The organism is Gemmatimonadaceae bacterium (assembly GCA_020851035.1).
In the GTDB taxonomy this organism is placed as follows: Bacteria; Gemmatimonadota; Gemmatimonadetes; order Gemmatimonadales; family Gemmatimonadaceae; genus JACMLX01.
The window spans coordinates 259,536-285,209 of sequence record JADZDM010000005.1; the positions used below are offsets into that span (position 1 = coordinate 259,536).

25 protein-coding genes are annotated in these 25,674 nt (G+C 69.7%); 12 read left to right on the forward strand and 13 right to left on the reverse strand.

The genetic code is table 11. The features are described 5' to 3' along the window. Window positions 1–3 precede the first annotated feature (3 nt). Complete coding sequence (locus tag IT355_04910; GenBank protein ID MCC7052584.1) at window positions 4–1,101, reverse strand: hypothetical protein; 1,098 nt, start codon at window positions 1,099–1,101, stop codon at window positions 4–6. A 463-nt stretch (window positions 1,102–1,564) separates the two neighbouring features. On the opposite strand from IT355_04910, the gene IT355_04915 reads away from it, so the two are divergent. From IT355_04915 to IT355_04965, 11 genes are all read left to right on the forward strand, one after another. Beyond that, window positions 1,565–1,897 (forward strand): sulfurtransferase, encoded by a 333-nt coding sequence (locus tag IT355_04915; protein ID MCC7052585.1) that lies wholly within the window; start codon window positions 1,565–1,567, stop codon window positions 1,895–1,897. Between the two features lie 3 nt (window positions 1,898–1,900). Next, window positions 1,901–2,812, forward strand: coding sequence for an alpha/beta fold hydrolase (locus tag IT355_04920; protein MCC7052586.1), 912 nt, complete (start codon window positions 1,901–1,903; stop codon window positions 2,810–2,812). A 413-nt stretch (window positions 2,813–3,225) separates the two neighbouring features. Continuing rightward, window positions 3,226–3,717 carry a hypothetical protein gene (locus IT355_04925; GenBank protein ID MCC7052587.1) on the forward strand — a complete coding sequence of 164 codons (492 nt, stop codon included), beginning with the start codon at window positions 3,226–3,228 and terminating at the stop codon, window positions 3,715–3,717. A gap of 11 nt (window positions 3,718–3,728) precedes the next feature. Then, a complete protein-coding gene (locus IT355_04930) occupies window positions 3,729–4,223 on the forward strand; it encodes a hypothetical protein (GenBank protein ID MCC7052588.1) in 495 nt (164 codons plus the stop codon). Then, window positions 4,223–4,729, forward strand: coding sequence for a hypothetical protein (locus tag IT355_04935; protein ID MCC7052589.1), 507 nt, complete (start codon window positions 4,223–4,225; stop codon window positions 4,727–4,729). Before IT355_04930 ends, IT355_04935 begins: the two co-directional genes overlap by 1 nt. Before the next feature lie 81 nt (window positions 4,730–4,810). Next, window positions 4,811–5,281 (forward strand): hypothetical protein, encoded by a 471-nt coding sequence (locus tag IT355_04940; protein ID MCC7052590.1) that lies wholly within the window; start codon window positions 4,811–4,813, stop codon window positions 5,279–5,281. After that, complete coding sequence (locus tag IT355_04945; GenBank protein MCC7052591.1) at window positions 5,281–6,174, forward strand: hypothetical protein; 894 nt, start codon at window positions 5,281–5,283, stop codon at window positions 6,172–6,174. The genes IT355_04940 and IT355_04945 overlap by 1 nt, the downstream gene beginning before the upstream one ends. After that, the gene (locus IT355_04950; GenBank protein ID MCC7052592.1) at window positions 6,174–9,461 is read left to right on the forward strand and encodes a hypothetical protein; all 3,288 of its coding nucleotides are present in this window, start codon (window positions 6,174–6,176) and stop codon (window positions 9,459–9,461) included. The genes IT355_04945 and IT355_04950 overlap by 1 nt, the downstream gene beginning before the upstream one ends. A gap of 211 nt (window positions 9,462–9,672) precedes the next feature. Beyond that, window positions 9,673–9,951, forward strand: coding sequence for an oxidative damage protection protein (locus IT355_04955; GenBank protein ID MCC7052593.1), 279 nt, complete (start codon window positions 9,673–9,675; stop codon window positions 9,949–9,951). After that, window positions 9,951–11,720, forward strand: coding sequence for a hypothetical protein (locus IT355_04960; protein ID MCC7052594.1), 1,770 nt, complete (start codon window positions 9,951–9,953; stop codon window positions 11,718–11,720). Before IT355_04955 ends, IT355_04960 begins: the two co-directional genes overlap by 1 nt. 84 nt (window positions 11,721–11,804) lie before the next feature. After that, window positions 11,805–12,455: a hypothetical protein gene (locus tag IT355_04965; protein MCC7052595.1), complete on the forward strand. Its 651-nt coding sequence runs from the start codon at window positions 11,805–11,807 to the stop codon at window positions 12,453–12,455. Between the two features lie 121 nt (window positions 12,456–12,576). Here the strand turns inward: IT355_04965 and IT355_04970 are convergent, their stop codons facing one another. Continuing rightward, complete coding sequence (locus IT355_04970) at window positions 12,577–12,783, reverse strand: cold-shock protein (GenBank protein ID MCC7052596.1); 207 nt, start codon at window positions 12,781–12,783, stop codon at window positions 12,577–12,579. An 879-nt stretch (window positions 12,784–13,662) separates the two neighbouring features. Beyond that, window positions 13,663–14,667 carry an HD domain-containing protein gene (locus IT355_04975; GenBank protein ID MCC7052597.1) on the reverse strand — a complete coding sequence of 335 codons (1,005 nt, stop codon included), beginning with the start codon at window positions 14,665–14,667 and terminating at the stop codon, window positions 13,663–13,665. 159 nt (window positions 14,668–14,826) lie between these two features. On the opposite strand from IT355_04975, the gene IT355_04980 reads away from it, so the two are divergent. Beyond that, the gene (locus IT355_04980) at window positions 14,827–15,108 is read left to right on the forward strand and encodes a hypothetical protein (GenBank protein ID MCC7052598.1); all 282 of its coding nucleotides are present in this window, start codon (window positions 14,827–14,829) and stop codon (window positions 15,106–15,108) included. Between the two features lie 55 nt (window positions 15,109–15,163). Here the strand turns inward: IT355_04980 and IT355_04985 are convergent, their stop codons facing one another. The 10 genes from IT355_04985 to IT355_05030 all read right to left on the reverse strand — a co-directional run bounded on the left by IT355_04985 (window position 15,164) and on the right by IT355_05030 (window position 25,667). Continuing rightward, window positions 15,164–15,382, reverse strand: a complete 219-nt coding sequence (locus IT355_04985; protein ID MCC7052599.1) for a hypothetical protein — start codon at window positions 15,380–15,382, stop codon at window positions 15,164–15,166. A gap of 1 nt (window position 15,383) precedes the next feature. Then, window positions 15,384–16,436, reverse strand: coding sequence for an SPFH/Band 7/PHB domain protein (locus IT355_04990; GenBank protein ID MCC7052600.1), 1,053 nt, complete (start codon window positions 16,434–16,436; stop codon window positions 15,384–15,386). Window positions 16,437–16,606: 170 nt separating this feature from the next. Beyond that, entirely contained in the window at window positions 16,607–17,701 is a 1,095-nt protein-coding gene (locus IT355_04995) for a PD40 domain-containing protein (protein MCC7052601.1), read from the reverse strand. Window positions 17,702–17,794: 93 nt separating this feature from the next. Beyond that, a complete protein-coding gene (locus tag IT355_05000) occupies window positions 17,795–19,399 on the reverse strand; it encodes a S41 family peptidase (GenBank protein MCC7052602.1) in 1,605 nt (534 codons plus the stop codon). A 125-nt stretch (window positions 19,400–19,524) separates the two neighbouring features. Then, window positions 19,525–20,448, reverse strand: a complete 924-nt coding sequence (locus IT355_05005; protein ID MCC7052603.1) for a replication initiator protein A — start codon at window positions 20,446–20,448, stop codon at window positions 19,525–19,527. Window positions 20,449–20,479: 31 nt separating this feature from the next. Further along, the gene (locus tag IT355_05010) at window positions 20,480–21,031 is read right to left on the reverse strand and encodes a MerR family transcriptional regulator (protein ID MCC7052604.1); all 552 of its coding nucleotides are present in this window, start codon (window positions 21,029–21,031) and stop codon (window positions 20,480–20,482) included. Window positions 21,032–21,251: 220 nt separating this feature from the next. After that, entirely contained in the window at window positions 21,252–21,644 is a 393-nt protein-coding gene (locus IT355_05015) for a response regulator (GenBank protein MCC7052605.1), read from the reverse strand. Window positions 21,645–21,791: 147 nt separating this feature from the next. Beyond that, window positions 21,792–23,114 carry a sigma-54-dependent Fis family transcriptional regulator gene (locus tag IT355_05020; GenBank protein ID MCC7052606.1) on the reverse strand — a complete coding sequence of 441 codons (1,323 nt, stop codon included), beginning with the start codon at window positions 23,112–23,114 and terminating at the stop codon, window positions 21,792–21,794. Continuing rightward, window positions 23,111–24,580, reverse strand: a complete 1,470-nt coding sequence (locus tag IT355_05025; protein ID MCC7052607.1) for a hypothetical protein — start codon at window positions 24,578–24,580, stop codon at window positions 23,111–23,113. The genes IT355_05020 and IT355_05025 overlap by 4 nt, the downstream gene beginning before the upstream one ends. A 106-nt stretch (window positions 24,581–24,686) precedes the next feature. Beyond that, window positions 24,687–25,667, reverse strand: a complete 981-nt coding sequence (locus IT355_05030) for a hypothetical protein (protein MCC7052608.1) — start codon at window positions 25,665–25,667, stop codon at window positions 24,687–24,689. Window positions 25,668–25,674 lie beyond the last annotated feature (7 nt).

The following is a 25,674-nucleotide window of genomic DNA, read 5'->3' on the forward strand; positions in this document are numbered from 1 at the left end:
GGTTCAGTCGCGGCGCCGCAGGTCGTCGAGGGTGACGGGGCGTGGCGCCGGCAGGGGCGATTCCGGCGCCACGACACGATCCGCGACGGGATCGCGTCGATCACCGATGGAGACCACGCGCTCGATCGGACGCGCATGCAGGGAGGGCGACGTGGGCGGCACATGCCCTTCCATCACGGTGCGCGGGTGAGCCGCGGCCGGTCGTCCGGCAGCGCTGCCCGGTGCGACAGCGGGTGCCGCCTCGATCCGAGCCGCCTCGTGAAACGCCACTGGTGCCGGCGCCTGGTCCCCACCTGGCGTGTCCGCACTGTGGCTGTCCTCGGTGGGACGCAGGTCAAGCCAGGCCGGCGCCTCGAAGATCGGGGAGAGCGCGCGCAGCGGTTCGATGGCGGCGATGGCAGCGCGCCCCTCCTCCGTGCCATGGGTGCCATCTGCGCCCGTGCAGACGCAGCGATACGCGCCGGCGGGATCGATCAGTGTCGGTCCACCATCGAAGAGTGCGTCTGCCACGGCCAGCAGCGGATTCTGTCTTCCGCCCAGCGTGACGACCTGCCGTCGCAGCAGGGCATCGACGAGGTCGGGGCGTGGTGCCCCGCCCGGCAGCGACAGAAAGCGACGGCGATCCGGCGGGAGGCGATCGTCGAAAACCGTGGGCTGTGACATGAGGACGATCCCACGCATCGGCAACCCGCGCAGGAACGCCTCGGGCAGCACCTGGAGGTCGATGGCGGGGTCCTGTCCCGAGGGGCAGGCACCGACGTAGGTGAGGTGCGTCACATCGGTGCGCTGCAGGCGGAGTGCGCGCGCGAGTGCCACGGGTGCCGGCGCGACGGCAACGGTGACGTCGTCGAGGTTGGCCTCTCGCTTGCAGAGTTGCGAGAGCGCGAACGGGCATGAACACTGCACGACCGGACGGCGGCCGCGAAGCTGCGCGAGTCGCAGTGTCTCGCCGGCGACGAGTTCGTCACCGAGGCTCGCCGGCACGACCGCATCGAACCCTGCTGCCAGCGCTGCGTGCAGCAGCTGGACCGGGTGCGCAGGCGCCGCCGCGAGGAACGCGTCGTTGCCGAGGATTGCGATCGAGTATGGCGGAGCGCTCACGCGAGGCGTGCCGTGGGAGGGGATTGCAGCTGGCTTACGGCTCAGATCGGTGGCAACATGCTTGCCAACCAACCTCTACCGCAAAACTGCACCACGTGCCTCGAGGCAAATGCTGTCTAACAGCATGCCCTGATTGAACTTGCATGTGTGGAGCGTCCTCGCACGCATCGTCGCGTGGCAATGGGATACCGCGTCCGTCAGAACGGGCTGTTGCGTCGGAACCTCAAGTTTGGCACAGCCCGTCTCAGAATCTTAAAACGTCACGGGCTGCTTTGCATTGTTAGAGACGCCTGAATATCGCGAATTGCCTCGCCAGGTGTTTTCTCGTCGTGGGGCGATGGTTTCGCAGCGCGACCGGCTAGCGTTGGGCTGGCTCCGCGACGGCACCGCGGATCCGGGTGTACCTGGCGCGCGACCGGTCAGCGCCCGCACTTCCCTTCCGGCTCAGCCCTCGATCCGCCCCATGCCCGCTCCTGCGCTCGTCGAACTGACCCCGGCCGAAGTCCGTGAGGCCATGCGCTCCCGCCCAGACGTCACGCTGGTGGACGTCCGGGAGCCCGCCGAACATGCGATCGCGCGCATCGAAGGTGCCGTGCTGATCCCGCTTCGCACGATTCCGCAGCAGCTCGAGGCGCTGCCGCGCGACCATGAGATCATCCTCTTCTGCCACCACGGGATGCGGAGCGAGATGGCCGGACGTTTCCTGCTGGCGCAAGGCTATGCCCGGGTGGCGCACCTTCCGGGCGGGATCGATCGCTGGAGTGACGAGGTGGACCAGGCCGTCCCGAAGTACTGAGGCATGCTGCGGGCCATCGCCGCTGGTTCCGGGACGGCCGTGATGCTGCACGCGATGCGGTATCGCTGGCTGCTGGCACGCACCCGCGCGGCGGAGTCGGCCCGCCTGCCGGTCGGATCCGATGGCATCGTGCCCGGCGCGGAACCCTTCACGCTCCCGGGCAGCGACAGTCATGCCGCGCTGCTCGTCCACGGGTTCGGTGACACGCCTCAGACGGTGCGGCAGCTCGGTGACTACCTCAATCGCACACACGGCTGGACGGTGCGCGGCACATTGCTGCCGGGCCATGGCCGCGACCTGCGGGCGTTCGATCGGTGCGACGCGACGGCGTGGCGGACGCATGTCCATGCCGAGTACCGGCAGCTCCGTCAGCGCTACGACACCGTGGTGCTGGTCGGGTTGTCGATGGGAGGTGCCCTGACGACGATCGAGGCGGCCGCGGATCCGTCGCTGCCGGCGCTGGTGCTGCTGGTGCCGTACCTCACGCCGCCGGCCCGTGCCGAGCGACTGGCGCCGATCGCGCCGCTCATCAACCTGATGGTGCCGTACCTCAGGGGGGGCGACCGCAACGCCTCGATCTTCGATCCTGACGCCCGGGAGCGCTCGCTGGGCGCGGGGGCATCACCTCCCCGGCGGATTGCCGATCTCGTGGCGGTGGCGCACGACGCGCGCTTTGCCGCCGCCGACGTGCAGGCACCGACGCTCCTGATCCATTCGCGCAGCGACTACCGCATCCCGGTACCGCTGGCGGAGCGGCACCCTGGCTTCTTCACGGCGGCGCGGGTCTGCGAGCAGCGCTGGATGGAGGGGAGCGGGCACGTCATCACGGTGGATTTCTGCCGCGAGACGGTGTGGGCCGAGACCGCGGCGTGGCTTGCGCGCCACGCGGGCGCGCCGCGCCATCGCACGTCCTGACGGGTCACCGGATCAGCCATCTGTTGCACCGCGGCGGCCAATCGCTTGACTGATCGGCTGTGGCACCGCGCAAGCAAGGTTGCACAACGCCATTTCAATGCTTCAGTTCGACAAACGAGCCGAGCTCTGCCACACATGAAAGCCAGAGCCCGCTGCTCTCGCGTAAACACTTGTACACAAGGCGTTTAGGCGGCAAATCGTCCGTCGGATGCGCAGGCGCAGTATGTGGCTCCGGGCAAAAACAGTACAGGTGCCGTCAAGAAATTTGGCGGACCCTGCTGCAATTGCCCATGGCATGATCCGCGATATGGAAGGGAACGCTGAGATCCGGTCGAAGTTGCCGGGTCGCCGTGGCTGGGGGCACCGGGCGGTGTCCAGCCGCGCATCCCCTTCCCGCCCGCTCTCGGACCACTATGCGCACCGTACGATTTGCGGCCCTTGCCGCGCTCCTCGTCCCTGCCCTTGCCCAGGCCCAGTCGGCCAACGTGGCGGCAACGGCGACTGTTGTCACGCCGCTGGTGGTGACCGGCGCCGCGCCGCTCGCCTTCGGCAATGTCTTCCAGGGCGTGAACAAGACCGTGCTGCACAGCGATGCAGCGAGCGGCCGGTTCAGCATCGCCGGCTTCGGCACCTCGCAGGTGGCGATGACCTTCACGCTGCCGGCCTCGCTGGCCAGCGGCGCGAACACGCTGCCGATCGACAACTGGGACATCCGCAGCAATGGCACGAACGTCACCGCCGGCGCGACGGCCCTCACGGTCGTCAGCGGCACCCCGGTGAACGCCAACCTCGTGGCGAGCAACCTGTACCTGTTCGTCGGTGGCCGCGTCGTGCCGGCCGTGGCGCAGGCCGCCGGGGCATACACCGGCTCCATCGTCCTCGCAGCCGCCTACACGGGCCTCTGAGGAGCTGAGACATGAACGCCTCGCGATTCCTCGCCACGGCGGCGGCACTCTGTGTCGCCGGCGCCGTGCAGGCGCAGAGCGCGTCGATCCAGGCGACGGCGACGGTGGTCACACCGCTCGTCGTCACCGGAACGGCGCCGCTGGCCTTCGGGAACGTGTTCCAGGGGGTGAACAAGACCGTGCTCCACGGCGACGCGACCAGCGGCCGCCTGAGTGTCACGGGCTTCGGGACCTCGCAGGTGGCACTCACCTTCACGCTGCCGGCGACCCTCGCCAGCGGTGCGAACACGATGCCGATCAACAACTATGACATCCGCATCAACGGCACCAACACGCCCACCGGTGCCACGGCGCTGGCGGTCGTGAGCGGGACGCCGGTGAACGCCAACCTCGTCGCGAGCAACCTGTTCGTGTTCGTGGGCGGGCGGGTGCAGCCGACCGCCGCGCAGGCGGCCGGTGCCTACACGGGATCGATCGTCCTCGCGGCCGCCTACACGGGGCTGTGATGCGGCGCCCCTGGACCACCATCCGCATGGCCGCGCTGGCGGCGGCACTGCTGGTGGCAGGGACGATGCGCGCGCAGTCCGCGACGACGCAGGCGACGGCGACGGTGGTCACACCGCTCGTCGTCACCGGCATCGCACCACTCGCGTTTGGCGTCGTGTACCAGGGGGTCAGCAAGACCATCGCGAACAACGCGGCCAGCAGTGGCCGGTTGCGCGTGACGGGGTTCGGCACGTCGCAGATCCGGCTGACGGTGACGCTGCCGGCCGTGCTCACCAATGGCGCCAGCACCATGCCGATCAACCAGTACAGCGTGCGCATCAACGGGGTGAACAACATCGCCGGTGGCCAGGTCTTCTCGCTCGTGAGCGGCAACTCGCTCGTCGGGCCGCTGACGGCCGGCAATGTCTATCTCTGGGTGGGCGCACGTGTGCAGCCGTCGGCCAGCCAGGCCTTCGGTTCGTACGCCGGCTCGCTCGTCCTCACAGCTGTCTACACGGGGTTGTGAATCCACGCCCTGCCGCGCGCCGACGGGCGCGCGGCAGGGCTCGCCGTCCCACATCGCTGACTACCCGCAACGATGTCCAGCATGACCGCAACACTCCGCACGCTCGTCGTGGCCGGTGTCCTGTCCCTCGCGTCTCCCGCGATGGGGCAGGCACCGCTCGTCGTGACCCCGATCCAGAACCTGTCGTTCGGCGCGTTGCTGCCGAACGTCCGCACGGTGGTGGATGCACTCCAGCTCACGCGCAGCGGGCAGATCCGCGTGCAGGCCTCCATCGGCGCCGTGTTCGAGGTGCGCTACACCCTGCCGGCCGCCATGACCAGCGGCACCTCCAGCGTGCCACTCGTCTTCGGGACCAGTGCGGCCGGCGCGGCCGCATCCGGCACGCCGGCGTCGCTGCAACGTTTCAACCCGAACGTCGCCGCCCGCTTCCGGTTCGTCACCACCGACCGCGCCACGTTGTTCCTCGGCGGCGAAGCCCGCCCGCGGCTCGGCCAGGCCACCGGGACGTATTCCGCCCCGATCATCGTCACCATCACCAACCTCGGAATCTGATGCTCCGCGCCCCGTCCACCACCGAGGCCCGTGCCCGGCGCCTGCTGCGGCACCTCGCCATCGCGTGTGTCATCGCACTGCCGGTGCAGGCCCACGCCCAGGCGATCCTCGTCGCGCCGCAGGGCGTCGTCCTCAGCAACCGCGAACGCACCGGCACCGTGGAGCTGTACAACCCGTCGTCGCGCAGCGTGGAGGTGAGCCTCCGCCCGGTCTACGGACATCCCACCACCACCCCGGACGGCGACCTCACGCTGGCGATCGTCGAGCAGCCCGACAGCACCCAGCCGTCGGCCGCCGGCTTCGTGGATGCCTTCCCGCGCCGGCTCATCCTGCAACCGAACCAGCGGCAGACGGTCCGCCTGCTCGCGCGCCCGCCGCAGGGCCTGCCCGACGGCGAGTACTGGGCGCGCCTGGTCATCGCCGCGCGTGATGCCGAGGCACCGGCCACTGCCGCCAGCGACAGCAGCAGCGTCTCGGTGGGCCTGACGCTCGAGGTCCGCACCATCATCGCGGTCAACTACCGCAACGGTGCACAGCGCACGGGTGTGCAGATCGGCACCCTGTCCGCCGCCGCGACCGACGACTCGCTGATCGTCCGCGCCCCGATGCAGCGCACCGGCACGGCCGCCTGGATCGGCACCACGACCGTCAGCCTGCGGAGTGCCAGTGGCGCCGTGGTGGCGTCGCAGGTGATGCAGACGGCGGTGTACCAGGCCATCTCGCCGCGCTTCGCCTTCGACCGTCGCGCGCTCGCGCCTGGCGCGTACCGCGTCACGATCGACATGAACAACGACCGGCCGGATGTCACGCAGACCACGCTGCTGCGCGCGCCGGCGCAGCATGCCGAGGTGGCCGTCACGATTCCCGCGCCGGGCAGCAACGGCGGCGGGTGATGCGGCCGCCCCGCCGCCCCCTCGTGACACTGGCCGCTGCACTCGTCCTCTGGGCGGGTGCAGCGGTTCCGGCGTGTGCGCAGGGCGCGGTGGAGCCGACGCTGGTGGATGTGCGGCTGGGCCAGGTGGCGTCGCTCGCGCTGCGCGCGGAGCGTGCCGGTGACCGGCTCTGGCTGCCGGTGGCCGAACTGGCGGCCGGGCTCGAACTCGAGGTGGTGTCGCGCTCGGCGTCGCGCGTCGAGTTGCGTCGCTGGCCGTCGCGTGCCCTGATCGTCCTCGACCGCGACTCGGCGCTGGTGCGACTGGGGACGCGCGTGATCACGCCGCGGATCGGTGCGCTGCGGGTGCTCGATGGTGAGCTGGGCGTCGATGCCGGCACGCTGCAGGAGGTGCTGCAGGTGTCGTTCGAGGTGAGCTGGGCGGACCTGATGGTGTCGCTGCCGCAGGTCGACTCGCTGCCGATCGGTCGTCGCGTGGCGCGCGAGAAGGCGCGCGCGCAACTGAGTGCGCGTGGCGCGCAGCAGGGGGCGACCCAGTCGGTGGCCCCCCTCGCCCGCCCGCTCGCGGCCGGTGCCGTGCTCGACTACTCGCTGTCCATGCCGCTGCTGGGTGAGCGGCGCGAGCTCGGGTGGACCGCTGCGGGTGGCGTGGACGTGCTGGGCGGCTCGCTCGAGGTGAGCACCGGCGCCGTCACGGGTGGCACACGCCTGCCGACGCTCGCCTCGTGGACCGGTGTCTGGCGGGACGGCCGGAAGCTCACGCAACTGCGCCTCGGTGATGGCCTCGGTGGCGGCCCGCAGCCGCGCCTCGGCCGCGGACTGATGCTCACGAACGCCCCGTATGCGCGACCGGCGCTGTTCGGCCTGCAGACGCTGCGTGGCGACCTCCCTCCAGGCTGGACGATCGAGGCCTACCGCAACGGTGAGCTGGTGGCCGTGGACACCGTGGGACGTGGTGCGGGATACCAGCTGCAGCTGCCGGTGCTCTACGGCGAGAACCCCGTGGACCTGCTGGCGGTCGGGCCGTTCGGGCAGACGCGCGCGCTGTCGCAGAACCTGCGCATCATGTCCGACCTGCTCCCGCGGGACCGTGCGGAGTATGCGGGGAGCCTGGCCCAGTGTCGCCTGCGACAGCAGTGCCTCGCCGCCGGCACGCTCGACATGCGCGTGGGGCTCACCGAGCGATGGACGATGCGCGTCGGCGCCGATGCACTGGCGCGTGACACCGTCGGCTGGCGGGTGGCGCCGTACCTCTCGTTCGTGGGAGCGCCGCGCCAGTCGGTGGCGGTCCAGCTGGATGCCGCGGCGCAGTCACGCACGCGCCTGGCGCTGAACATCGAGCCGTCGCAGAAGCTGCGCCTGTCGATGGAGCGGCAGTGGTTCGGCGAGGATCCGATCGATCCGCTGCTGGCGGCGCGGCGTCTGGCGCAGACGAGCCTGTACGCGTTCTGGCGCCGGCTCGACCGCCGCCAGACGTCGGTGGAGGCGAGCCTCGACCAGACGCGCTTCATCGTCGGTGGTGCGCTGCTGCGCGCACGCATCGGGGTGGGCACGCAGAACAGCACCTGGCGCCTGCAACCGTACGTGCGGCACGACCAGTCGTCGCGGGCCGGATTCCGCCAGACCGCGCTCGGCCTCGAGGCGACGCTGCTGCCGGACGGCAGTCGCGGCCCGTACCTCGGCGCATCACTCCTGCGACTGCTCGGTGAAGTCGATGCGCGGGGGCGTGCGATCCGCGAGGCGGTGACGCTGGCGATGCCGCTGCCCGGCGCGTTCCGCGTGGATGGTGGCGTGGCCCTGCAGCGCGGGATCCGGGGACCGATCGCAACCCTGTCGTTCTCGCGGGACCTGAACTCGCTGCGCAGCTACACCAACGCGACCATCTCGAACGGTGCGTCGTCGGTGTTGCAGAGCGTGCAGGGATCGGCGCTGGCGGCCCCGGGGTCGCGGCGTCCGCAGTTCGTGACGGGTCCATCGCTGCAGCGCACCGGCGTGACGGGGATCGTCTACCTCGATCGCAATGCGAACGGCCTGCGCGACGCCGGGGAACCGGTCGTCCCGGACGTGATGGTGCAGGTCGGCACCGGCTTCGCGCGCAGTGACGCGGATGGCCGGTACCGCGTGTGGGACCTCGTGCCGTTCGTGCCACTGCCGGTGCAGGTCGATTCGAGCTCGCTGCCCTCCCCGCTCTGGATTCCATCCGTGGCGCACGCGAGCCTCGAGGCGGGCCCGAACCGTTTCGAGCCGCTCGACATACCGCTGGTGGCGGGTGGCGTGCTCGAGGGGCGGGTCGTGTGGCGCCGCCAGGGTGGCGTATCGCTGCCACCGGTGCCGCTGCTCGTGACGAATGCGAAAGGGGCGGTGGTGGCGCGCACGGAGTCGTTCAGCGACGGGGAGTTCGTGCTCTTCGGAGTGCGTCCCGGGGTGCTGACGGTGCGTGTGGATCCGGCGTGGCTGGTGGCACAGCGCGCCGTGGCCGACTCCCAGTCGATCACGCTCGCCGCGCAGGACGACGGAGCGATGGCCCGGCTGGCGCCGCTGACCATCGTGCAGCCGGGGCTAGAGCACGAGTGTGCCGCCGGCAGCGGCGCGGAGTGTGGCGCCCGGGATGCTGACCTGCGCGAAAGCCGGGGAGCCGAGGGCGTCGGCCTGCTCGAGGTGCACGAGCAACTCGTCCAGCGCGGAGTCACCGGCACCAAGGGGGAACGTGAGCTCGCGGTCCCGGCAGTCGTGGGCGTTCCCGAGCGTCTGTCGGCCGCGGCGTGCCGGCGCCTCACGCGCGCGCCTGGCGAGCACCGAGACTGTGCCCTGCCCGCACCCCTGCACACGGACCCGGAGCACCGGGTGTCCCGGACCGGCGAGCACGCTGACCGACTGAAGAGTGAGCGGGCGTCCCTGAACCGTGGCGGTGGCCGCGACCGAGCCCTGCTGGGCGCCGGCGGTGCCGGGCGTTCCCGCGAACAGCAGGAGCGCAAGGCACGCAGACGCGCCGTGACGGCACAGGGGGAGCGGCATGTGCGGAAGTCTCGACAGCGGGACGGCTGTGCACGAGGCTCGCTGCGTCGCGGCGCTTCCGATGCCGGGCCGGGAGCCCGTGAGGGGAACTGTACTGTCCGGTCCGCTACACCGGCAAGACCCGGCCGAGTTCGACTGCCTGCACCGGCCCGCGCCGCGCCCCGGCGTGGCGTGCCCAGCCCGCAGTCCGTCGCCGGGGGGCGTCGCCCCTCCATGGCCGAGCGCAAGATCCAGCGCCGTCGCCTCCGCGTCGCCGCCGTCAAGTCGCGCTGAGACCCGGATCACCGCCGGTCGCGGATTGCCCGGGGCGCGCTGGCGTTTTCACGAACGTGTGCGCCACGGTCACGACGACCCGCGGCGGCGATATATCGTGACGAAGGTGCACGGAACCGCGCGGTGTGCGTGTGCCATTCGGCGTGCAGGCCAGCCATCTTTCGGCATTGGCGGCGAACGGATCGCGGCCTCCCTACTTCCGAGTGTGTCCGTGCCCGACATTTCCTGCAGCCGGTGCAGCACCACGCGCGCCGGCTTCGAGCGTCCTCCGTTTCCCGGTGCCATCGGCCAGCGCGTCCTGGGCGAGATCTGCCAGGCCTGCTGGGCCGACTGGCTGAAGCAGCAGACGATGCTGATCAACCACTACGGCCTGAACGTGATGGATCCGCAGGCGCGACAGTTCCTGGTGAAGAACATGGGATCGTTCCTGTTCCGCACCGGTGACGCCGCCGAGATCGACACGAGCAAGCAAGGGACGATCTCACACTGATGCGCCGCGACCTCCGGATCCTCGCGGCGCTGGCGCTCCTGGCCGCGCCCGGCCTGCTCGGGGCGCAGTTGCGCACCGGGGGACGGGACAGCGCCTGGGTGCAGCGCACGCTGGCGTCACTGACGCTGCGGCAGAAGGTGGGGCAGATGGTGTGGCCGAGCGTGTTCGCGGACTACGTGGCGACCACCGACACGGCGTGGGCGCGGATCGAGTCGTGGATCACGCGCGACCAGGTGGGCGGCTTCACGATGTCGATCGGCAGCCCGGTGGAGATGGCCGCGAAGCTGAATGCGATGCAGCGCCTGTCTCGCGTGCCGATGCTCGTGGGTGCCGACCTGGAGGCTGGCGCGGGCTTCCGGGCGAGTGGCGGATTCTTCCTGCCGAACGCGATCGACCTCGGCGGTGCGACGGTGCTGCCGCCGCAGATGGCGCTGGGCGCGACGCGCGACACGATGCTGGCGTACGAGTACGGCCGGGTGACGGCGGTCGAGGGCCGTGCGCTCGGGATCCACATCGTGTACGGGCCGGTGCTGGACGTGAACAACAACCCTGGCAATCCCGTGATCAACGTGCGCAGCTTCGGCGAGGACCCGGCCTGGGTCGGCCGGCTGGGGGCCGCCTACGTGCGCGGTGTCCAGGCGCACGGGATGCTCGCGACGGGCAAGCACTTCCCGGGCCATGGGGACACCGACGTGAACTCGCACCTCGCACTGCCGGTCGTGACGGCCTCGCGGGCGCGGCTGGACTCGGTGGAACTGCCGCCGTTCCGCGCGAGCATCGCTGCCGGCGTTGCCGCGATCATGACGTTCCATGGCAGCATGCCGGCGCTCGACTCGAGCGGCATGCCGGGCACGCTGTCGCCGCGCGTGCTGACCGGGCTGCTGCGCGAGGAGATGCGTTTCCAGGGGCTGATCATCTCGGATGCGATGGACATGCGCGGAGTGCTCGACCGCTACGGTGCGGCCGAGGCAGCCCGGCTGGCGGTGCTGGCGGGGGCTGACGTGCTGATCCAGCCTGAGAACGTGACGGCGACGATCGATGCAGTGGTGGCGGGGGTGACGTCGGGGCGGATCGCGGCGTGGCGCATCGATGCGGCGGTGCGGCGCATCCTGCAGGCGAAGGCACGGCTCGGGCTGCAGCGCGGTGTGCAGGTGGACCTTGCCGCCGTCCGACGCGTGGTCGGTGACAGCGCAAACCGACGTTTGTCGGAGCGGATCGCGGCCCGGTCGGTGACGCTGGTGCGTGACACGGGGCGCCTGCTGCCGTTGGTGTCCAACGCGGACAGTGGGTCACGTCGTATCCTGCATGTGGTGGTTGCGCGCAGCACCAACCTCGGCGCGGGACAGGCGTTTGCGGCGGCGCTCGGCCGGCGGGCGGGGCGGGTGCGGACGGTGGTGCTGCATCCGGATGATCCGTTTGTTGATCCGGCGCGTGTCTTGACGCAAGTTGACTCTGTTGACGTGGTCCTGATGGCGTCGTACATGGCGCAGCAATGGGACCAGGCATCCGCCGGGGTGCCCGATGGGCTTGGTGCCCTAGTGCATGCAATTCAGCGGCGTGGGAAGCCGCTGGTTATGATTGGGTTCGGCAATCCGTACCTCGGGGCCCAGTTGCCCGACGTCGGATCGTACGTCATTGCGTGGAATGGCAGCCGGGCATCCCAGCTGGCTGCGGCGAGGGCGGTGTTGGGCCTCCAGCCGTTCAACCGCTATATTCCGATCTCGATGTCGATTTCTGGCCCCGTGCCGGGAAGCGGCACCCCTCACTAGAACACGGCAGCCATACCGCGCTGACTGCCACTCGGCCGCTCAATCGGAGCGTGCACGAATCCGGGCGCGAAGGACCACGTGGGAATGCGCAATCTCTTCTCTCTGGATCTGGTGCTCCTCTCGCCGCGGGACGGCGAGTGGTACGTCTGCACCTCGGCAGGCGCGGCCCGTGCGCGCGCGGCGGTCCGGACACTCCCGTTCCTTGGGGTGACCAAGGCGCCGAGCGAGGCGCTGCCGGCACTGGCGAAGTCCCTGGCGACGAAGACGGTCGGGGCCGCTCCGCGGTGGATGACGCAGGTCGGGGCGTTCTCGGAGGGGACCCATCCCGCCGACACCGCCATCTCGATCGCCTTCGTGGCCGTCTATCCCGACGGCACGGTGCACGACGACGAAGGGTGGGTGCGGGCGGAGTCGGCGGTGCTGCCGCCGCGCCAGAAGGCGCTGCTGAAGGCGACGCTCGGCATGCTGCGGCACGCGGTGGAGCACGAGCCGATCGCGTTCCACGCCCTGCCGACCACGTTCACGCTGCGGGAACTGCAGCAGGTCTACGAGCTGCTGCTGGAGCGGCCGCTGCACAAGGCGAGCTTCCGGCGGTCGCTGCACGCGGCGCACCTGGTGGAGCCGACGAAGGCCTGGCGGGCAGAGGGGCGCGGCCGGCCGGCCCAGCTCTACAAGTTCGCGCCCCGGCGGCGGCGTGGTGCCGTGCGCGGCGTGCGTTTCGAGCTGGCGCGCTGAGCGGCTGGCCGGGCGTCGCCGAGCGGCGGCCCGGAATGCAGCGGGGGCCGGTGATCATCCGACCACCGGCCCCCGCTGCATTCCGGGCCTGCCGTGCGGTGGCGGAGGGGAGAACCCCCGCTCAGACCTTCGTCACGGCGTCGGCCTGCGGCCCCTTCTGGCCCTGCACGATCTCGAACTCGACCTTGTCACCTTCAGCCAGGGACTTGAAGCCCTGGGACTGGATGGCACTGAAATGCACGAAGACGTCGGGACCACCGTCATGGGCGATGAAACCGAACCCCTTTGCATCGTTGAACCACTTAACCGTTCCCTGAATCCGTGCCATGATGTGGCTCCTCGCGTCCCGCCGGTCTTGCATGAAGCGCGAGCGACGAACCGTCCCTCGAGCAGCGCCCCGACACACCAGCGGTGAAGTGTCAGGACGCGTGTGGCGCAGAGCATCGTGATGCATGAAACAGACCGCGGCGCCTCGGTGAAACCCGGGCGCCGCGATCATCACAACTCGATTCGTTGGTGTTCGCCCGTGTGCGCCGCGGCGTCAGGCGGCACCAGCGATATACCGCGCCACCCGTCCACATGTTTCACATCGCAGCGTCACATGACTGCGAGGCGGCGGAGGCATTAGGGCAGGTTCACGCTCGAACTGCGCGGAAGCGCACGACGGGCAGACCAGGGGAATTCCTGTACGGTCGCTGGCAATCAGGTTCAGCGCCTGCGCAGGGTTGTACGACGCGGGCCGAGGCTTACGCATGTACCCTCCGAATTGTGGTCCCTTTGGCAGATCCAGCGCCTTGTGCCAATGGGCAATGGCAGAACAGTAACCACCTAAGGAAGGGGCGCAAAAGGGGGGCTCCAGTGACCTGGACCTCTCTTGATCGCTCATCTGGTGAGACGGTGGAAAACACGAACAGGTCCTGTCCGGATTGGCCCCGATTCACGAACGTTCGCAGCATGCAGGCAACTGAAGGGATACTGGCGCATTACTGACGTTTTAGGTCGACTGAGCGCAGCAAACGAGTCCGACTTGGTCCGAGACGCGCCGACCTGGCGGCGATTCGTGCAGCATCGGGCGAGTGTCGGTAGAAGGCACGCGACGTTCCGGAGGAATTCGGCGTAGCTCGCCCGCCATTCCCCGTTGTCCACACCCCTCTCCTGCCAAACTGGCGGATGTACGCGGGCGCCCGGACAAGTATCTCGGCCGCGCTCACACCTCGTCCCAGCGGAACGGGCGTCGCCACAGGCGGCGGTCCAGCTGCCACGACTTCCGCGCCGATACCTCCTCGCCGGGCGCGAACAGCTCCACGTCCTGCACCGCCTCCGCGAACGAATCGGCCTTCGCGCTCGACTCGTCGGCCCAGTGCAGCAACTCCGCCTCGATCGTCATCGGCTGCACGGGGCTGCCGAACTCCAGCGAGCCGTGGTGCGAGAGGATCATGTGCTGCAGCTCCGTCACCTGAGCGTCGGTGAGCGTGCCGGTGCCCGCGTTCCGCGCGGCCGTCGCGCGCTCGGTGAACATCAGGCACCCGAGCACGATGTGGCCGATGAGGTGGTTCCGCGGATCGTAGCCAAGTCCCTTCGCATCGACCGTGTACGCCTCGACCTTCCCGATGTCGTGGAGCAGCGCGCCGGCCACCACGAGGTCCACGTTCGCCTTGCGCATCGTCTTCGCCATCTGCTGGCCGATCGACGCGACTTCGCAGACGTGCAGCAGCAACCCCCCCAGCTTCGCATGGTGCCCGCGCACGGCGCCGGGCGTGCGCTCGAAACGCGCCCGGAACGCATCGTCGCCGAAGAAGAGATTCACTGCTTCCGCGAGCCGCGGCGTGGTGATGCTGCCCCGCAGCTTGTCGAGGGCGTCCCAGAGGCGCTCGGTCGCATACTCCACGCGCGGCAGGAACTCGTCGATCCGCTCGGTCCCTGCCGGCAGCACGCGCACCGGTCCGGTGATCTTGAGCTGTCGCGCCCCGGTCTTCGCGTACACCTCGACCTGGCCGATGACCTGCACCACACGCCCCTTCTCCACACCGTCGAGCCAGGCGGCGTTGTCCTTCCACACCGGTGCCGATTGCATCGCGCCGCTCGAGTTGCCGACGGACAGCACCCAGAACGGATCTCCGCCGCCCGTCGTGCGCTCGATGCGGTCGAGCACCAGCAACTCGGCGGAGACGGACGAACCGGTGGTCAGCGACGGGATGTTGAGGGGCGCCATGGTGACACGGAGGGTGGGAGGGCAGGGAGAGTGGGCCGGCTCCAAGATGCCGCCGGACTGACGGGTGTGTCGAGGCGCTGGCAATCGCGTATCATCGTCCTGCTGCACGCCAGCCGCAGCACGCCGCCGCGACCCCCGCCTGCCTCCGCCCTTTGACGCATGAAGCGATACCGCACCACGCTCCTCACGATCCTGTTCGTTGCCGCGATGGGGGTCCTCTTCTGGAAGAAGACCATGGGAGCGCAACTGGCCACCTGCGAGGTGTGCGTGGTGTTCAACGGGCAGCGGCAGTGTTCGCGCGCGAGTGGTGCAACGTCGGTCGAGGCGGCCCGGACGGCGCAGTCGACCGCATGCGGCCCGGTCGCCACGGGCATGAACGAGAAGATCGCGTGTGACCGGCGACCGGCCGAACTGAGGCGGTGCGACCCGCCGTTGCCGTAGCCAGCCACCGTCCCTCCCCCGTCACCTCCCGGCGCGGCCTGGGGCGGGCGCGGGATCAGCTGAAGAACAGCACGTCGCCGTCGCCCTCGAGGGCGAGCTGGAGATGCGCGGCACACACGCCGCAGACGAGGTCCGCCAGCCACGCGGCGCCGGCGACATGGTCGGCTGGCTCGGCGGCGCGGAGCTTGAGCTTCTTGTAGGTGTATTCGCCGCACCGCGGGCAGGGCTGCGCGCGCGCGATGCGCTCGGCGCGCTCCTTCGTCACGAGCGTCATCTCAGCTGCCGAGTCCCGGCGGGAGGTCGCCGGGAATGCGCGGCAGTGCCACCGGCGGGCGCGTGGGTTCCGCATTGGTGCCGCCGCTGGTCCGCGAGAGCATCTCACGCAGTCCACCGAGCGCACCCATCATGCCGGCCGCCTCGGCGGGCAGGAAGACCGTGCTGCCCTTGCCGGCGGCCAGGGCGGGGAGCATCTCGAGGTACTTCTGGCCCAGCAGGTACATCGCCACCTGGCCATCAGGCAGCGAGTCGGCGATGCGGCGGATGGCCTCGGCCTCGGCGGTGGCCATGGCGAGCCGGGCCTCGGCAAGTCCGTTGGCGCGCAGGATGGACGCCTCCTTCTCGCCCTGGGCCTTCTGGATCTGCGACTCGCGCGACCCTTCCGCCTCGAGGATCTGGGCGCGCTTGGTGGCCTCGGCGTTGGTGACCGCGGCGCGGCGCTCGCGTTCGGCGCGCATCTGCAGCTCCATGGACTGCTGGATGTCCCGCGGGGGCTCGATGCTCTGGAGCTCGACACGGGTCACGTCCACGCCCCAGCCGATCGACGCCTCCTCGATGGTCTCGCGCATCCGCGTGTTGATCCCGTCGCGGCTGGTGAGGGTGGTGTCCAGCTCCATCTCGCCGACGATGTTGCGCAGGGCGGTGCGCGTCAGCGTCTCGAGGGCGAATGGCAGGTTCTGGACCGAGTAGGTGGCCTTCTGCGGGTCGGCGACGCGGTAGTACATGACCGCGTCGATGTCGATCGTGACGTTGTCCTTCGTGATCACCGGCTGGCTGGGGAAGTTCAGCACCTGCTCGCGCAGGTCGATGCGCGAGGTGGAGCCGCTGGTGACCTTCTTCACGCCGGAGACATCCTGGCCGAAGTAGCGGACATCGATGGTGCGGGGACGCTCGATGAACGGGATGAGCACGTTGAACCCCGACCGGGCGATCCGGTTGAACCGCCCGAGCCGCTCGATGACCATCACCTCCGCCTGCCCGATGATCTTGAATGAGCTGGTGCCGATGAAGAGCACGACGAGCACGATGATCAGCGGAATCAACCACTCCATTGCAGCACCCCTTCGGTGAGGACGTGTTCTGACAGGAGGGATTTTAGCGGGTGCGGGTGTGCGGTGGACGAGGCGCGGTGCGCGTGCGGCACCCGAGCCTGACCCGGATGCGCCGCGGGCACCGGAGCTGCCCCGGTGCCCGCGCAATACAGCAAGCTCTGCCGCAAAGTTCAGGGGATCCAGTCGGCGATGAACAGGTTGGTTTCCGTCTGCTTCTGGTCGAAGCGATTGGAGGCCCAGATCAGCTGCTTTCCATCGGGGCTGAACATCGGAAACCCATCGAACACCGGACTGGCGGTGACCTGTTCGAGGTTCTTCCCGTCCAGGTCCACGAGGAACAGGTCGAAGTTGCCGCTGCGTGGATTCCGGTGGTTCGACGAGAAGATGATCCGCCGGCCATCGGGGGTCCACGACGGGCCGAAGTTGGCGCCGCCGAGCGCCGTGATCTGCCGGTTGTCGCTGCCGTCGGCGTTCATCACGAAGAGCTCGACCTTGCTGGGGCGGATGAAGCCCTGCGCGAGGAGCTCGCGGTACTGGCGCAACTCGGTCGTGTCGCGGGGATGATGGGCGCGATAGACGATCTTCGTGCCGTCCGGCGACCACCAGGGGCCGCCGTCATAGCCGGCCGCGGTGGTGAGGCGCTTCACGTTCGATCCGTCCACGTTCATCGTGTAGATCTCGAGATCGCCATCCTTGAGCGACGTGAACACGATGGTCCGTCCATCGGGCGAGAGCACGGCCTCGGCGGTGTAGGCGTCGTAGTGCGTGAGCCGGCGCAGGTCGGTGCCGTCACGGTTGACGGTGAAGATGTCGAACTTGTCGAGCGGCCAGACGTAGCCCTTGGACGGATCGGGCTTCGGCGGGCAGGTGCTGTCGTGCATGTGGCTGGAGCCGAAGAACAGCCGGTCGCTGCCGGGCAGGAACCAGCCACAGGTGGTCTTGCCGCGACCGTTCGACACGCGCTGCAGCGCCGAGCCGTCGGTGCGCATGACGTACTGCTGGTCGCAGGTCCGCCCGTCGCGGGAGGACTGGAACGTGATCCACCGCCCGTCGCGGCTGAAGTAGGCCTCGGCGTTCTCGCCGCCGTCGGTGATCTGCCGGAGGTTCCGGAGATGCGGTTCGGCGGGATCGGCCGGCCGGGCGATGTTGACACCGGGGGCCGGTGCGGGCCTGGCGGCAGTGGAGGCCTGCCGGCGGCACGCCGTGGCAGTGAGGCACGCCGTCGCGAGCAGTGCGACGGGCAGCAGGGATCGGACGGTCGTCATGGAACGTGGCGGGAAAAAGCAGCGCGGGGCCGGGCGATCTGCCCGGCCCCGCGCAAACTTACCTGATGCCAGCGACCCGCAGCGTCCGTGGAACTACGGACGCCGTGCCGCTGCCGGCGGTGCGGCGGGTGCCGCCATCGTGAACAGGTCGCGCTGGCTGCCGCCCCGCTTCAGCAACTCGATCGCCTTCTGGATCTGGGGGTCCTCGACGAATCCGCGCTTGGCGACGGTGGAATCGCCGAAGAAGACACGCGCGGCGCGGTTCGCGATCAGCCGGTCGGCGTAGCCGGCGCCGGCGAAGAAGGTCGCGGAATCGACCGGCACCTTGGCGGCCACGATGCGGCGGAAGTACTCCTGGCGCCACTCCGGGCGGACCACGAAGTCCGGCGACTTCACCTGCGGGCGCAGCTCCTCGACGTACTGCGCGAGGGTGATGAAGGCTTCCTGGAGCTTGGCGGCGATCTGCCGCGCCGCCTTCTGCTCGGCGGTGGTGAGGGTGTCCGGGCGGACGCTGATGTCCGGCGTGATGCCGCCACCGCCGTAGATCACGCGGCCGGCATCACTGCGGAACGCCGGCCGGGCGCGACGCGCGCTGTCGGTCTCCATCGAGTCCGGTGCCTCCTCCTCGACGAACCGGCCGTTCACGAACTTGCGCGGGCGCTGGATCGAGCGGCCACTCGGCGTGAACCACTTGGCCGTGGTCATCTTGAGGGCGTAGCCGCCATCGAGGCGGTAGAGCGACTGCACCAGACCCTTGCCGAAGCTGGTGGTGCCGACGATCAGCGCGCGATCGTGGTCCTGCAGCGCGCCGGCGACGATCTCCGACGCCGAGGCCGAGCCGTCGTCCACGAGCACCACCAGCGGCATGTTCGGCAGCATCGGGTCTTCCTGCGCGATGAACTGCTGGTTCATCTCGGCGCGACCGCGATAGCTGAGGATCTCCTTGCCCCGGGGCAGGAAGAGGTTGCTCATCACGAACGCCTCGTCGAGGATGCCGCCCGGGTTGCCGCGCAGGTCGAGGATCAGCGACTTCATGCCCTGGCGCTGCAGCTGCTGGATGCCGCGGATGGTCTCGGCGGACGACGTCTCGTTGAAGCCCTGCACCGGGATGTAGCCGATGCCGGCATCGAGCATCGTCACGAACGGCACGGCGGGAATGTGGATCGTGGCGCGCGTGAAGGTGACGTTGATGGGCTCCGTGACGCCGGGGCGGTTGAAGCGCACACGGACCCGCGTACCCGGCTCACCCTTGAGCTTCGACGAGACCGAGTCGACGATCCAGCCGCGGGTGGCGGCCGAGTCGATCATGACGATCCGGTCGCCCTCGGCGATGCCCGCGCCCGCGGCCGGCGTGTTCGGGAAGACCTTCACGACACTGATCGTGCCCTTGATCTCCTCGATCTGCATGCCGACGCCCGCGTAGCGGCCATTGGTGCCCTGCGTGAAGGCAGCGAACTCCTTCGGGGTGTAGAGCGTGGTGTAGGGATCGTTGAGCTGGGCGACGAGTCCGCGCGCGGCCTTCTCGTAGAGCGCCGTGGCATCGACGGTGTCGACGAAACTGTCGGAGACCTTCCGCAGCACCTGGTCGAACAGCAGGGCACCGTTGCGCGCCTCCCGGTTCTGCCAGGCGAAGCCGCCGGCAGCGAGGGGGACGGCGACGAGGATGGCGCCCACTACGGCGCGACGCATACGCGGCATGAAAACCTTCCAGCAGGAAAGGGACGGACGTCGGAGTCTTCCGAACGGCTACTGTACCGGGGGGCCGATGGCAAGTTCCGGCGGCCTTCAGGGTGTCACCGTCTACGCGTCGACATCCCGTTTCGTCACGTCCAGCGGTACTCCATGTACCACGAGCGACCGTCCTGCGATTCCTCGGCTGCCTGCACGATGCCCGCGGCGACGAGCATCTCGCTAGCCGGCTTGACCACCCGCAGGATGTGGCTCGGATAGCGCTGCGTGAGAGGAAGCAACTCGGCGAGCGCGTCGAGCGACACGCGCCAGCGCCCATCGGCGCCGGCGGCGAGCTGGACGGCGATGAGCCGGTAGATGCGGCGGGCGACCGGTGAGAGCAGCGCGGAGTAGCCGCCGAGTCGCAGCGACGTGACGTGGCCGGCCTCGAGGTTGCTTCGCACCTGCGGCGCCAGCGAGACGCGGGCGACACCCGGTTCGGCGGCCGTCACGCTCGGGAAGAGCGAGAGCTGGTCCCGGTCGGCTGCACGGCGTCGATCGACGGTGGCGGCGCTGAGCAGGGTGAAGGAGCCGTCCAGCGGCCGGGCATTGGCCGCGTCCCAGTATGCACCGGCGCTTTCCAGGCTGGTGCGCTCCAGCCGGGCGAGGGCTCCGCGCAGCTGCTCGTAGGTGCGGCCGTCCACGCGCCGTCCCATCGCACGCAGGAACGCGTGGAGCGTGAAGGTCAGGACGCCGTCGGCGGGACGGCCCGATTCCTGGTAGCGGTAGAGCAGCTCGATGTAGACGTCCTGGTCGAACGTGCCGGGGAGGCGGTCGCCCGGTGCCGGGAGCACGCGCCAGCGACCCCCCGACGGCGTCGTGAAGGCGATCGCACCTTCCTCGTTCGAGTCGCTGAGCCGGAAGAGCGGAAGGGCCTCGAGAGCACGATCGAGGTACACCAGCCGGCTGGCCGCCCGCCTCCGCGCGGCGGCCCCGCCGCTGCCGGCAACATCGCCACCCCCACCGGCACCGCCAGTGCCACGCGCCGCGCCCGCCGCGGCGCTGACGGGCGCCGGCATGGACGGGAACTGTTCGCCGGGCGGGAACACGTCAGGTACGCGGATCGGAACGTCCCAGCGCAGCACGGATGGCTTCACGCATCGCGACCAGCGCATCGTCGCGGGCGCCCAGCGCGTCGGTGCGCACGTGCAGCTCGATGCCGTCTGCGACCTGCACACGCCGCCACTCGGCGATCGGCTGGGTGTCGTCCTGCCGGACCGTGAGGTCGGCGCCATGCGAGAGCGCCGGTGCGAGGGCGGTGGCAACGCGCCGCTCGAGCTGCTCGCCGCTGACGCCAGCCAACTCCTTCTTGATCACCTCGAGGGTCTGGCCCTCCCGCTGCCGGATCTTGATCGCCAGCAACTGCAGCAGGTGCCGGTAGCCGTAGGTGGCGGTGGTGCCGGCCCCTTCCGGGCGATCGAGCAGGCGCTGCGCGACGTAGAACCGGATCGCGCGCGCGCTCGGCGCTGCGCGCGCCGAGGTGTTCGTCGGCCGGAAACCGGCGGCATCGACGAGAGCCGTGGCATGCGCGGCAAGGCCACGCGCATTCCAGGGGGCGTGCCGACTGTGGGCACGAAGCAGTGCGACCGGGGAATCGGTCATGCGTGGGGAGACGGGCGAGGTGCGCGCACGGGACGCCAGACGAATGCGGCGCGCGCCGTAAGAACATCCGGACGCGCCGTCACTGTCAAGCCTGTGCCGTGATGCTGGCGTCTGTGGTGCAGGGCACGGCGGCAGTGGAGGGAGTCACGAGCCATCGACGCACGCACCGATTGTCGAGGTGCATCGACGCCCGCATCATGCGCGCAGGTTCCGAACGGGATCAGTCGGCGGAGGTGAGCGCGGTGGAGACGCCGTGATCGTTCGCGAGCCTGGCGATGATCGCGAGATCGACCGGCTTCTCGAGGAAGTACGTCGCATTGAGGCGGTCGGCGGCGTGCCGGTTATCGTCGTCCGGGTATGCGGTGAGGACGATGGCGGGGGTGAGCTGGTGCACGAGCCCCGCGGCAGCGAGCACCTGCAGGCCGCCGTCCCGATGTCCGCCGAGGCGCAGGTCGGTGACGATGAGGTCGAGGGCGTGTTCAGCGAAGAGGGCGGTTTTCGCCTCCCCGAGGGTCGCCGCGGCAACGACCACGACCTCGTCGCTGGCGAACAGGTCCACGAGCGACTCGCGGATGGAGATCTCGTCTTCGACGATCAGGACGCGTTTGGGCATGGTTTCCTGCATGGCGAGATGCGTGCCAGTCACGTCACGTATCGTAAACACAAGACAGCCAATGTGTTACCGACTAAATTGCCTGTTCGCCGTACAGGAAGTAAGACCGAAAATCGATCATAATTCGAGAAGTGTCCGAAATTCGGACTATATCAAGCGGCGGTCGTCGGAGCGGGCGCGATGACGCAGCTTCTCATGCAGGGTCGAGCGGGCGATGCCGAGCAGTGCCGCGGCGCGCAGCCGGTTGCCCCCGGTCGCGGCGAGCGCCGCATCGATGGCGCGCTGTTCGGCGGCGGCCAGCGAGAGGATCTCATGCGGCGAGGCTGTCGCCGTCGGGAGCGGCAGGTTGAGGGCGGTGGCTGAGATCGGCCTGCCCTCGGCGAGGATCGCGGCGCGCCAGAGCGTGTTCTTCAGCTCGCGGATGTTGCCGGGCCAGGCGTAGCGCGCGAGCGCCTGACGCGCATCGCGCGTGAGGCTCGCCCCGCGGGGAAGGAAATGGGCCACGAGCGACGGCAGCTCGTCGGGACGCTCGCGCAGCGGCGGAATCGTGATCGTGAGCACCTGCAGGCGATAGAACAGGTCGGCGCGGAATCGCCGCTCCGACACCAGCCCCTGCATCGGCTGGTTGGTGGCGCAGATGACGCGTGCCGAACTGCGGAGCTCCGCCGTGCCGCCGAGGCGGCGGAAGCGCTGTTCCTCGATCACCTTGAGCAGCTTGGGCTGCACCTCGAGCCCGAGCTCGGCGATCTCGTCGAGGAAGAGGCTGCCGTTGGCGGCGACTTCCACCAAACCGCGCTTGGACTGCCGGGCGTCGGTGAAGGCACCGCGCTCGTGGCCGAAGACCTCGCTCTCGAAGAAGGTGGCGGAGAGCGAGGCGCAGTTGATCTCCACGAAGGGCCGGTCGGCGCGTGGCGACCGGTCGTGGATGCGGCGTGCGATGTAGCCCTTGCCGGTGCCCGTCTCACCGAGGATGAGCACCGGCGCGTCGTCATTCCGGGCGGCCAGCTCGATCAGCGTGTCGAATGACGGGCGCAGCGTGGCGGATTCCGAGCGCGCCTCGTTGGCGCCGTGGGCGCGCAGCACGGCGACCTCGCGCTGCAGGCGCAGGGTCTCGAGTGCACGCTGCACGGCATCCCTGAGCATGGCCAGGTCGACCGGCTTCTCGAGGACATCGCGTGCCCCGCGGTGCATCGCGCCGACGGCGATGCGCACGTCCGCATGGCCGGTGAGCATGATGACGGCGGCATCGGGATCCGAGTCCTGGAGCTCGGTGAGGAGCTGGAGCCCGTCGCTGTCGGGGAGGCGCAGGTCCATCACGACGATGTCGGGCAGGAGCTGCGAGACGGCGGTCCGGGCCTCGGCTGCGGTTCCGGCGGCGGCAACCGTCGCCCCTTCGCCGGCGAAGAACTCCACCAGCGTCTCACGCACCGTACGATCGTCATCGATCACCAGGACCGAGGCGTGGATCATTGGTCGGCGCTGGCGGGCAGCATGATGGTCACGGCGGTGCCGGTCTCCGGCTGGCTCTCGATGGTGATCGAGCCGCCGTGCTCCTCGACGATGCGCTGGCAGAGGGCGAGCCCGATGCCGGTGCCGCCGCTCTTGAGCGAGAAGAAGATCTCGAAGACGCGCGGGAGCGCCTCGGGCGGGATGGCCGGCCCGGTGTTGTGGAGGCGACAGCGCCAGGCGCCGCTGCCAACGCCGCCACTGACGAGCGTGATGGTGGTGTCGGGGGTGGCGGCGTCGATCGCGTTCCCGAGGATGTTGAGGCAGACCTGGCCGAACTGCGCGGGATCGAAATGCAGCGCCACCGGTGGGTCGCTGCGGACACGCCGGAAGCGGAGGTCCTTCTCCGACATGCGTGCGCGGTTCGCCTCGATGACGTCGTCCCAGATGGCGTCAGGGTCGCCGGCCACCGGCCGCAGGGGGAGCGGCCGGCCGTAGACGAGCAGCGAGGAGAGCATGCCGTTCAGGCGATCCACCTCGCGCAGCACGCGCCCCACGTTGCGCTCGACGGCAGCGTCGTCGCGGCTGCGCAGTCGGAGCAGCTGGGCGGCGGAGCTGATGCCGAAGAGCGGGTTGCGCAGTTCGTGTGCGACGCCGGCGGCCACCTCACCGATCGCCTCGAGGCGGCGCTTCTGCTCCACGCGGCGCACGAGGTAGGCGCGGTCGATGGCGGCGGCGGTCTGTGCGGCGATGGTCCGCAGCACGCGCTGCGTCTCGGCCAGTTCGTACGGTGCCTCGATGGCACCCAGGCGCACCGTGATGGCGCCCAGCACCCCTTCCTCGCTGATGATCGGGGTGGTGAGCTCCCGACCGGCGGCGGTGACGCGGCTGGTGACGGTCTCACCCGAGGCGAGGGCCTCGAGCCACTCGGGACGGAGGCGTGCGGCGACGGCGTCGTCGGGCTCCGTGAATCCGGCGGCCTGCACGCCGGAGAGCTGCAGTGTCTCGTCGTCGGCCACGGCGATCATGTAGGCATCGCAGCGGACCGCACGCTGGAGTTGCTGGCCCACCTCACGGTAGACGCGGGCGAGGTCGATGGAGCTGGCGAGAGCGAGGCCGGTGGAGATCAGCGCCTCACGGGCCCGGTGCGACTCGGTGACGTCCGAGATGGTGGCGACGAAGCCGACATGCGCCGTGCCCTCCACGCACCGGGTGACCTGCACCAGCATGACCCGCTCGCCGTCGCCGGCGGAGGAGGCGAACTCCCAGCGGACGAGGGGAACGGAGGGGTCGCGGAGCGCGGCGAAGGCGCGGGCACACTGCGAGGCTCCGTCAGGGCCGCCGAGGATGCCGGCGAATGGACGGCCGACGCCGGATCCGGGCCCGAGGCTGCCCGCCAGCGCGTTTTCCCGCTCGACCACGCCGTCGAGGTCCGTGGCGAAGATCATCATCGGTACGGCATCGAGGATCTGCTGCTCGCGGACGGACATGGACGAAAGATAGGCCGGCGGATGGAGCGTGTGCCCCAATCCGCCGGCCCATGGGTATTTCCGCCCGCATCGGGTGCGACCCGGAGGTCGCATCCCGATGCCGGTGTCAGCGACCTTTCTTCTTCGCCGGCTTGCCCTTCTTTGTCGCCGCCTTCGCCGGCGCTGCCTTCCTGGCGGGAGCCGCCGCCTTCTTCGGCGGGGTCTTCTTCGCCGGTGCCGCGGCCTTCTTCACCGGCGCCGACTTCTTCGCCGGTGCCGGGGCTTTCTTCGCTGCCGCCTTCTTCGCCGGCGTCGGCTTGCCAGCCGGCGCCTTCGACTTCGGGGCGACCTTCGCAGCCGGCGCGGACTTCCTTGCCGGCGGTGCGGTCTTCTTTGCAGCGGGCTTCACCGGAGCCTTTGCCGCTGCCTTGGCGGGAGCTTTCGCTGCCGGCGCCTTGGGCGCCGGTGCCTTGGCCGCCGGAGCCTTTGCAGCCGGAGTCTTGGCTGCTGGGGCCTTCGCAGCCGGTGCCTTGGCTGCGGGCGACTTGGCCGCCGGCTTCGTGACGGGGGCCTTGGCGGCGACGGCCGGCTTGGGCGCCGGAGTCTTCGCCGCCTTCGGTGCCGGGGCAGGTGCCACGGGTGCGGGTGGTGCCTTGGGCGCCGGCGCCGGCTTCGGTGCCTTGGGTGGCTTCACCGCCTTCACGGCGGCGGAGCCACGCACGGTCGCGATCGGCTCGACGGCGGGCAGCGTCTTCCGGCCCGCGGGCGGCTCGTCGCCAAGGTCGTCGTCGAGGCCGACTTCGTCATCCAGTCCGAGATCGTCCTCCTCGGGCGTCTCGAGGTCTTCCGTGCCGAGCTCCGCATCGACTTCCTCCTCGATCACCTCACCCGTGTCCTCCTCCTCCTCCTCGTCCTTGGCGGCATCATCGGGGTCGTCGAACAGCGACTCCCGCTTGCGCTTCAGGGTCGGGGTGAAGCCTTCCTCGTCCTCGTCCTCCTCTTCCTCCTCCTCCTCGTACATCGGATCGGAGTCGTAGTAATCGTCCTCGTCGTCGTCACGGCCGCGGAGCCGGAACTCAACGTCATCATATTTGCCGAAGCTTGGCATGGCTGCC

What these genes read in the sequence shown, in the direction of transcription:
- IT355_04915 (MCC7052585.1), top strand. Translation starts at nt 1,565, where the DNA reads ATGCCCGCTCCTGCGCTCGTCGAACTGACCCCGGCCGAAGTCCGTGAG.
- IT355_04920 (MCC7052586.1), top strand. Translation starts at nt 1,901, where the DNA reads ATGCTGCGGGCCATCGCCGCTGGTTCCGGGACGGCCGTGATGCTGCAC.
- IT355_04925 (MCC7052587.1), top strand. Translation starts at nt 3,226, where the DNA reads ATGCGCACCGTACGATTTGCGGCCCTTGCCGCGCTCCTCGTCCCTGCC.
- IT355_04930 (MCC7052588.1), top strand. Translation starts at nt 3,729, where the DNA reads ATGAACGCCTCGCGATTCCTCGCCACGGCGGCGGCACTCTGTGTCGCC.
- IT355_04935 (MCC7052589.1), top strand. Translation starts at nt 4,223, where the DNA reads ATGCGGCGCCCCTGGACCACCATCCGCATGGCCGCGCTGGCGGCGGCA.
- IT355_04940 (MCC7052590.1), top strand. Translation starts at nt 4,811, where the DNA reads ATGACCGCAACACTCCGCACGCTCGTCGTGGCCGGTGTCCTGTCCCTC.
- IT355_04945 (MCC7052591.1), top strand. Translation starts at nt 5,281, where the DNA reads ATGCTCCGCGCCCCGTCCACCACCGAGGCCCGTGCCCGGCGCCTGCTG.
- IT355_04950 (MCC7052592.1), top strand. Translation starts at nt 6,174, where the DNA reads ATGCGGCCGCCCCGCCGCCCCCTCGTGACACTGGCCGCTGCACTCGTC.
- IT355_04960 (MCC7052594.1), top strand. Translation starts at nt 9,951, where the DNA reads ATGCGCCGCGACCTCCGGATCCTCGCGGCGCTGGCGCTCCTGGCCGCG.
- IT355_04965 (MCC7052595.1), top strand. Translation starts at nt 11,805, where the DNA reads ATGCGCAATCTCTTCTCTCTGGATCTGGTGCTCCTCTCGCCGCGGGAC.
- IT355_04970 (MCC7052596.1), bottom strand. Translation starts at nt 12,783, where the DNA reads ATGGCACGGATTCAGGGAACGGTTAAGTGGTTCAACGATGCAAAGGGG.
- IT355_04975 (MCC7052597.1), bottom strand. Translation starts at nt 14,667, where the DNA reads ATGGCGCCCCTCAACATCCCGTCGCTGACCACCGGTTCGTCCGTCTCC.
- IT355_04980 (MCC7052598.1), top strand. Translation starts at nt 14,827, where the DNA reads ATGAAGCGATACCGCACCACGCTCCTCACGATCCTGTTCGTTGCCGCG.
- IT355_04985 (MCC7052599.1), bottom strand. Translation starts at nt 15,382, where the DNA reads ATGACGCTCGTGACGAAGGAGCGCGCCGAGCGCATCGCGCGCGCGCAG.
- IT355_04990 (MCC7052600.1), bottom strand. Translation starts at nt 16,436, where the DNA reads ATGGAGTGGTTGATTCCGCTGATCATCGTGCTCGTCGTGCTCTTCATC.
- IT355_04995 (MCC7052601.1), bottom strand. Translation starts at nt 17,701, where the DNA reads ATGACGACCGTCCGATCCCTGCTGCCCGTCGCACTGCTCGCGACGGCG.
- IT355_05000 (MCC7052602.1), bottom strand. Translation starts at nt 19,399, where the DNA reads ATGCCGCGTATGCGTCGCGCCGTAGTGGGCGCCATCCTCGTCGCCGTC.
- IT355_05005 (MCC7052603.1), bottom strand. Translation starts at nt 20,448, where the DNA reads ATGCCGGCGCCCGTCAGCGCCGCGGCGGGCGCGGCGCGTGGCACTGGC.
- IT355_05010 (MCC7052604.1), bottom strand. Translation starts at nt 21,031, where the DNA reads ATGACCGATTCCCCGGTCGCACTGCTTCGTGCCCACAGTCGGCACGCC.
- IT355_05015 (MCC7052605.1), bottom strand. Translation starts at nt 21,644, where the DNA reads ATGCCCAAACGCGTCCTGATCGTCGAAGACGAGATCTCCATCCGCGAG.
- IT355_05020 (MCC7052606.1), bottom strand. Translation starts at nt 23,114, where the DNA reads ATGATCCACGCCTCGGTCCTGGTGATCGATGACGATCGTACGGTGCGT.
- IT355_05025 (MCC7052607.1), bottom strand. Translation starts at nt 24,580, where the DNA reads ATGTCCGTCCGCGAGCAGCAGATCCTCGATGCCGTACCGATGATGATC.
- IT355_05030 (MCC7052608.1), bottom strand. Translation starts at nt 25,667, where the DNA reads ATGCCAAGCTTCGGCAAATATGATGACGTTGAGTTCCGGCTCCGCGGC.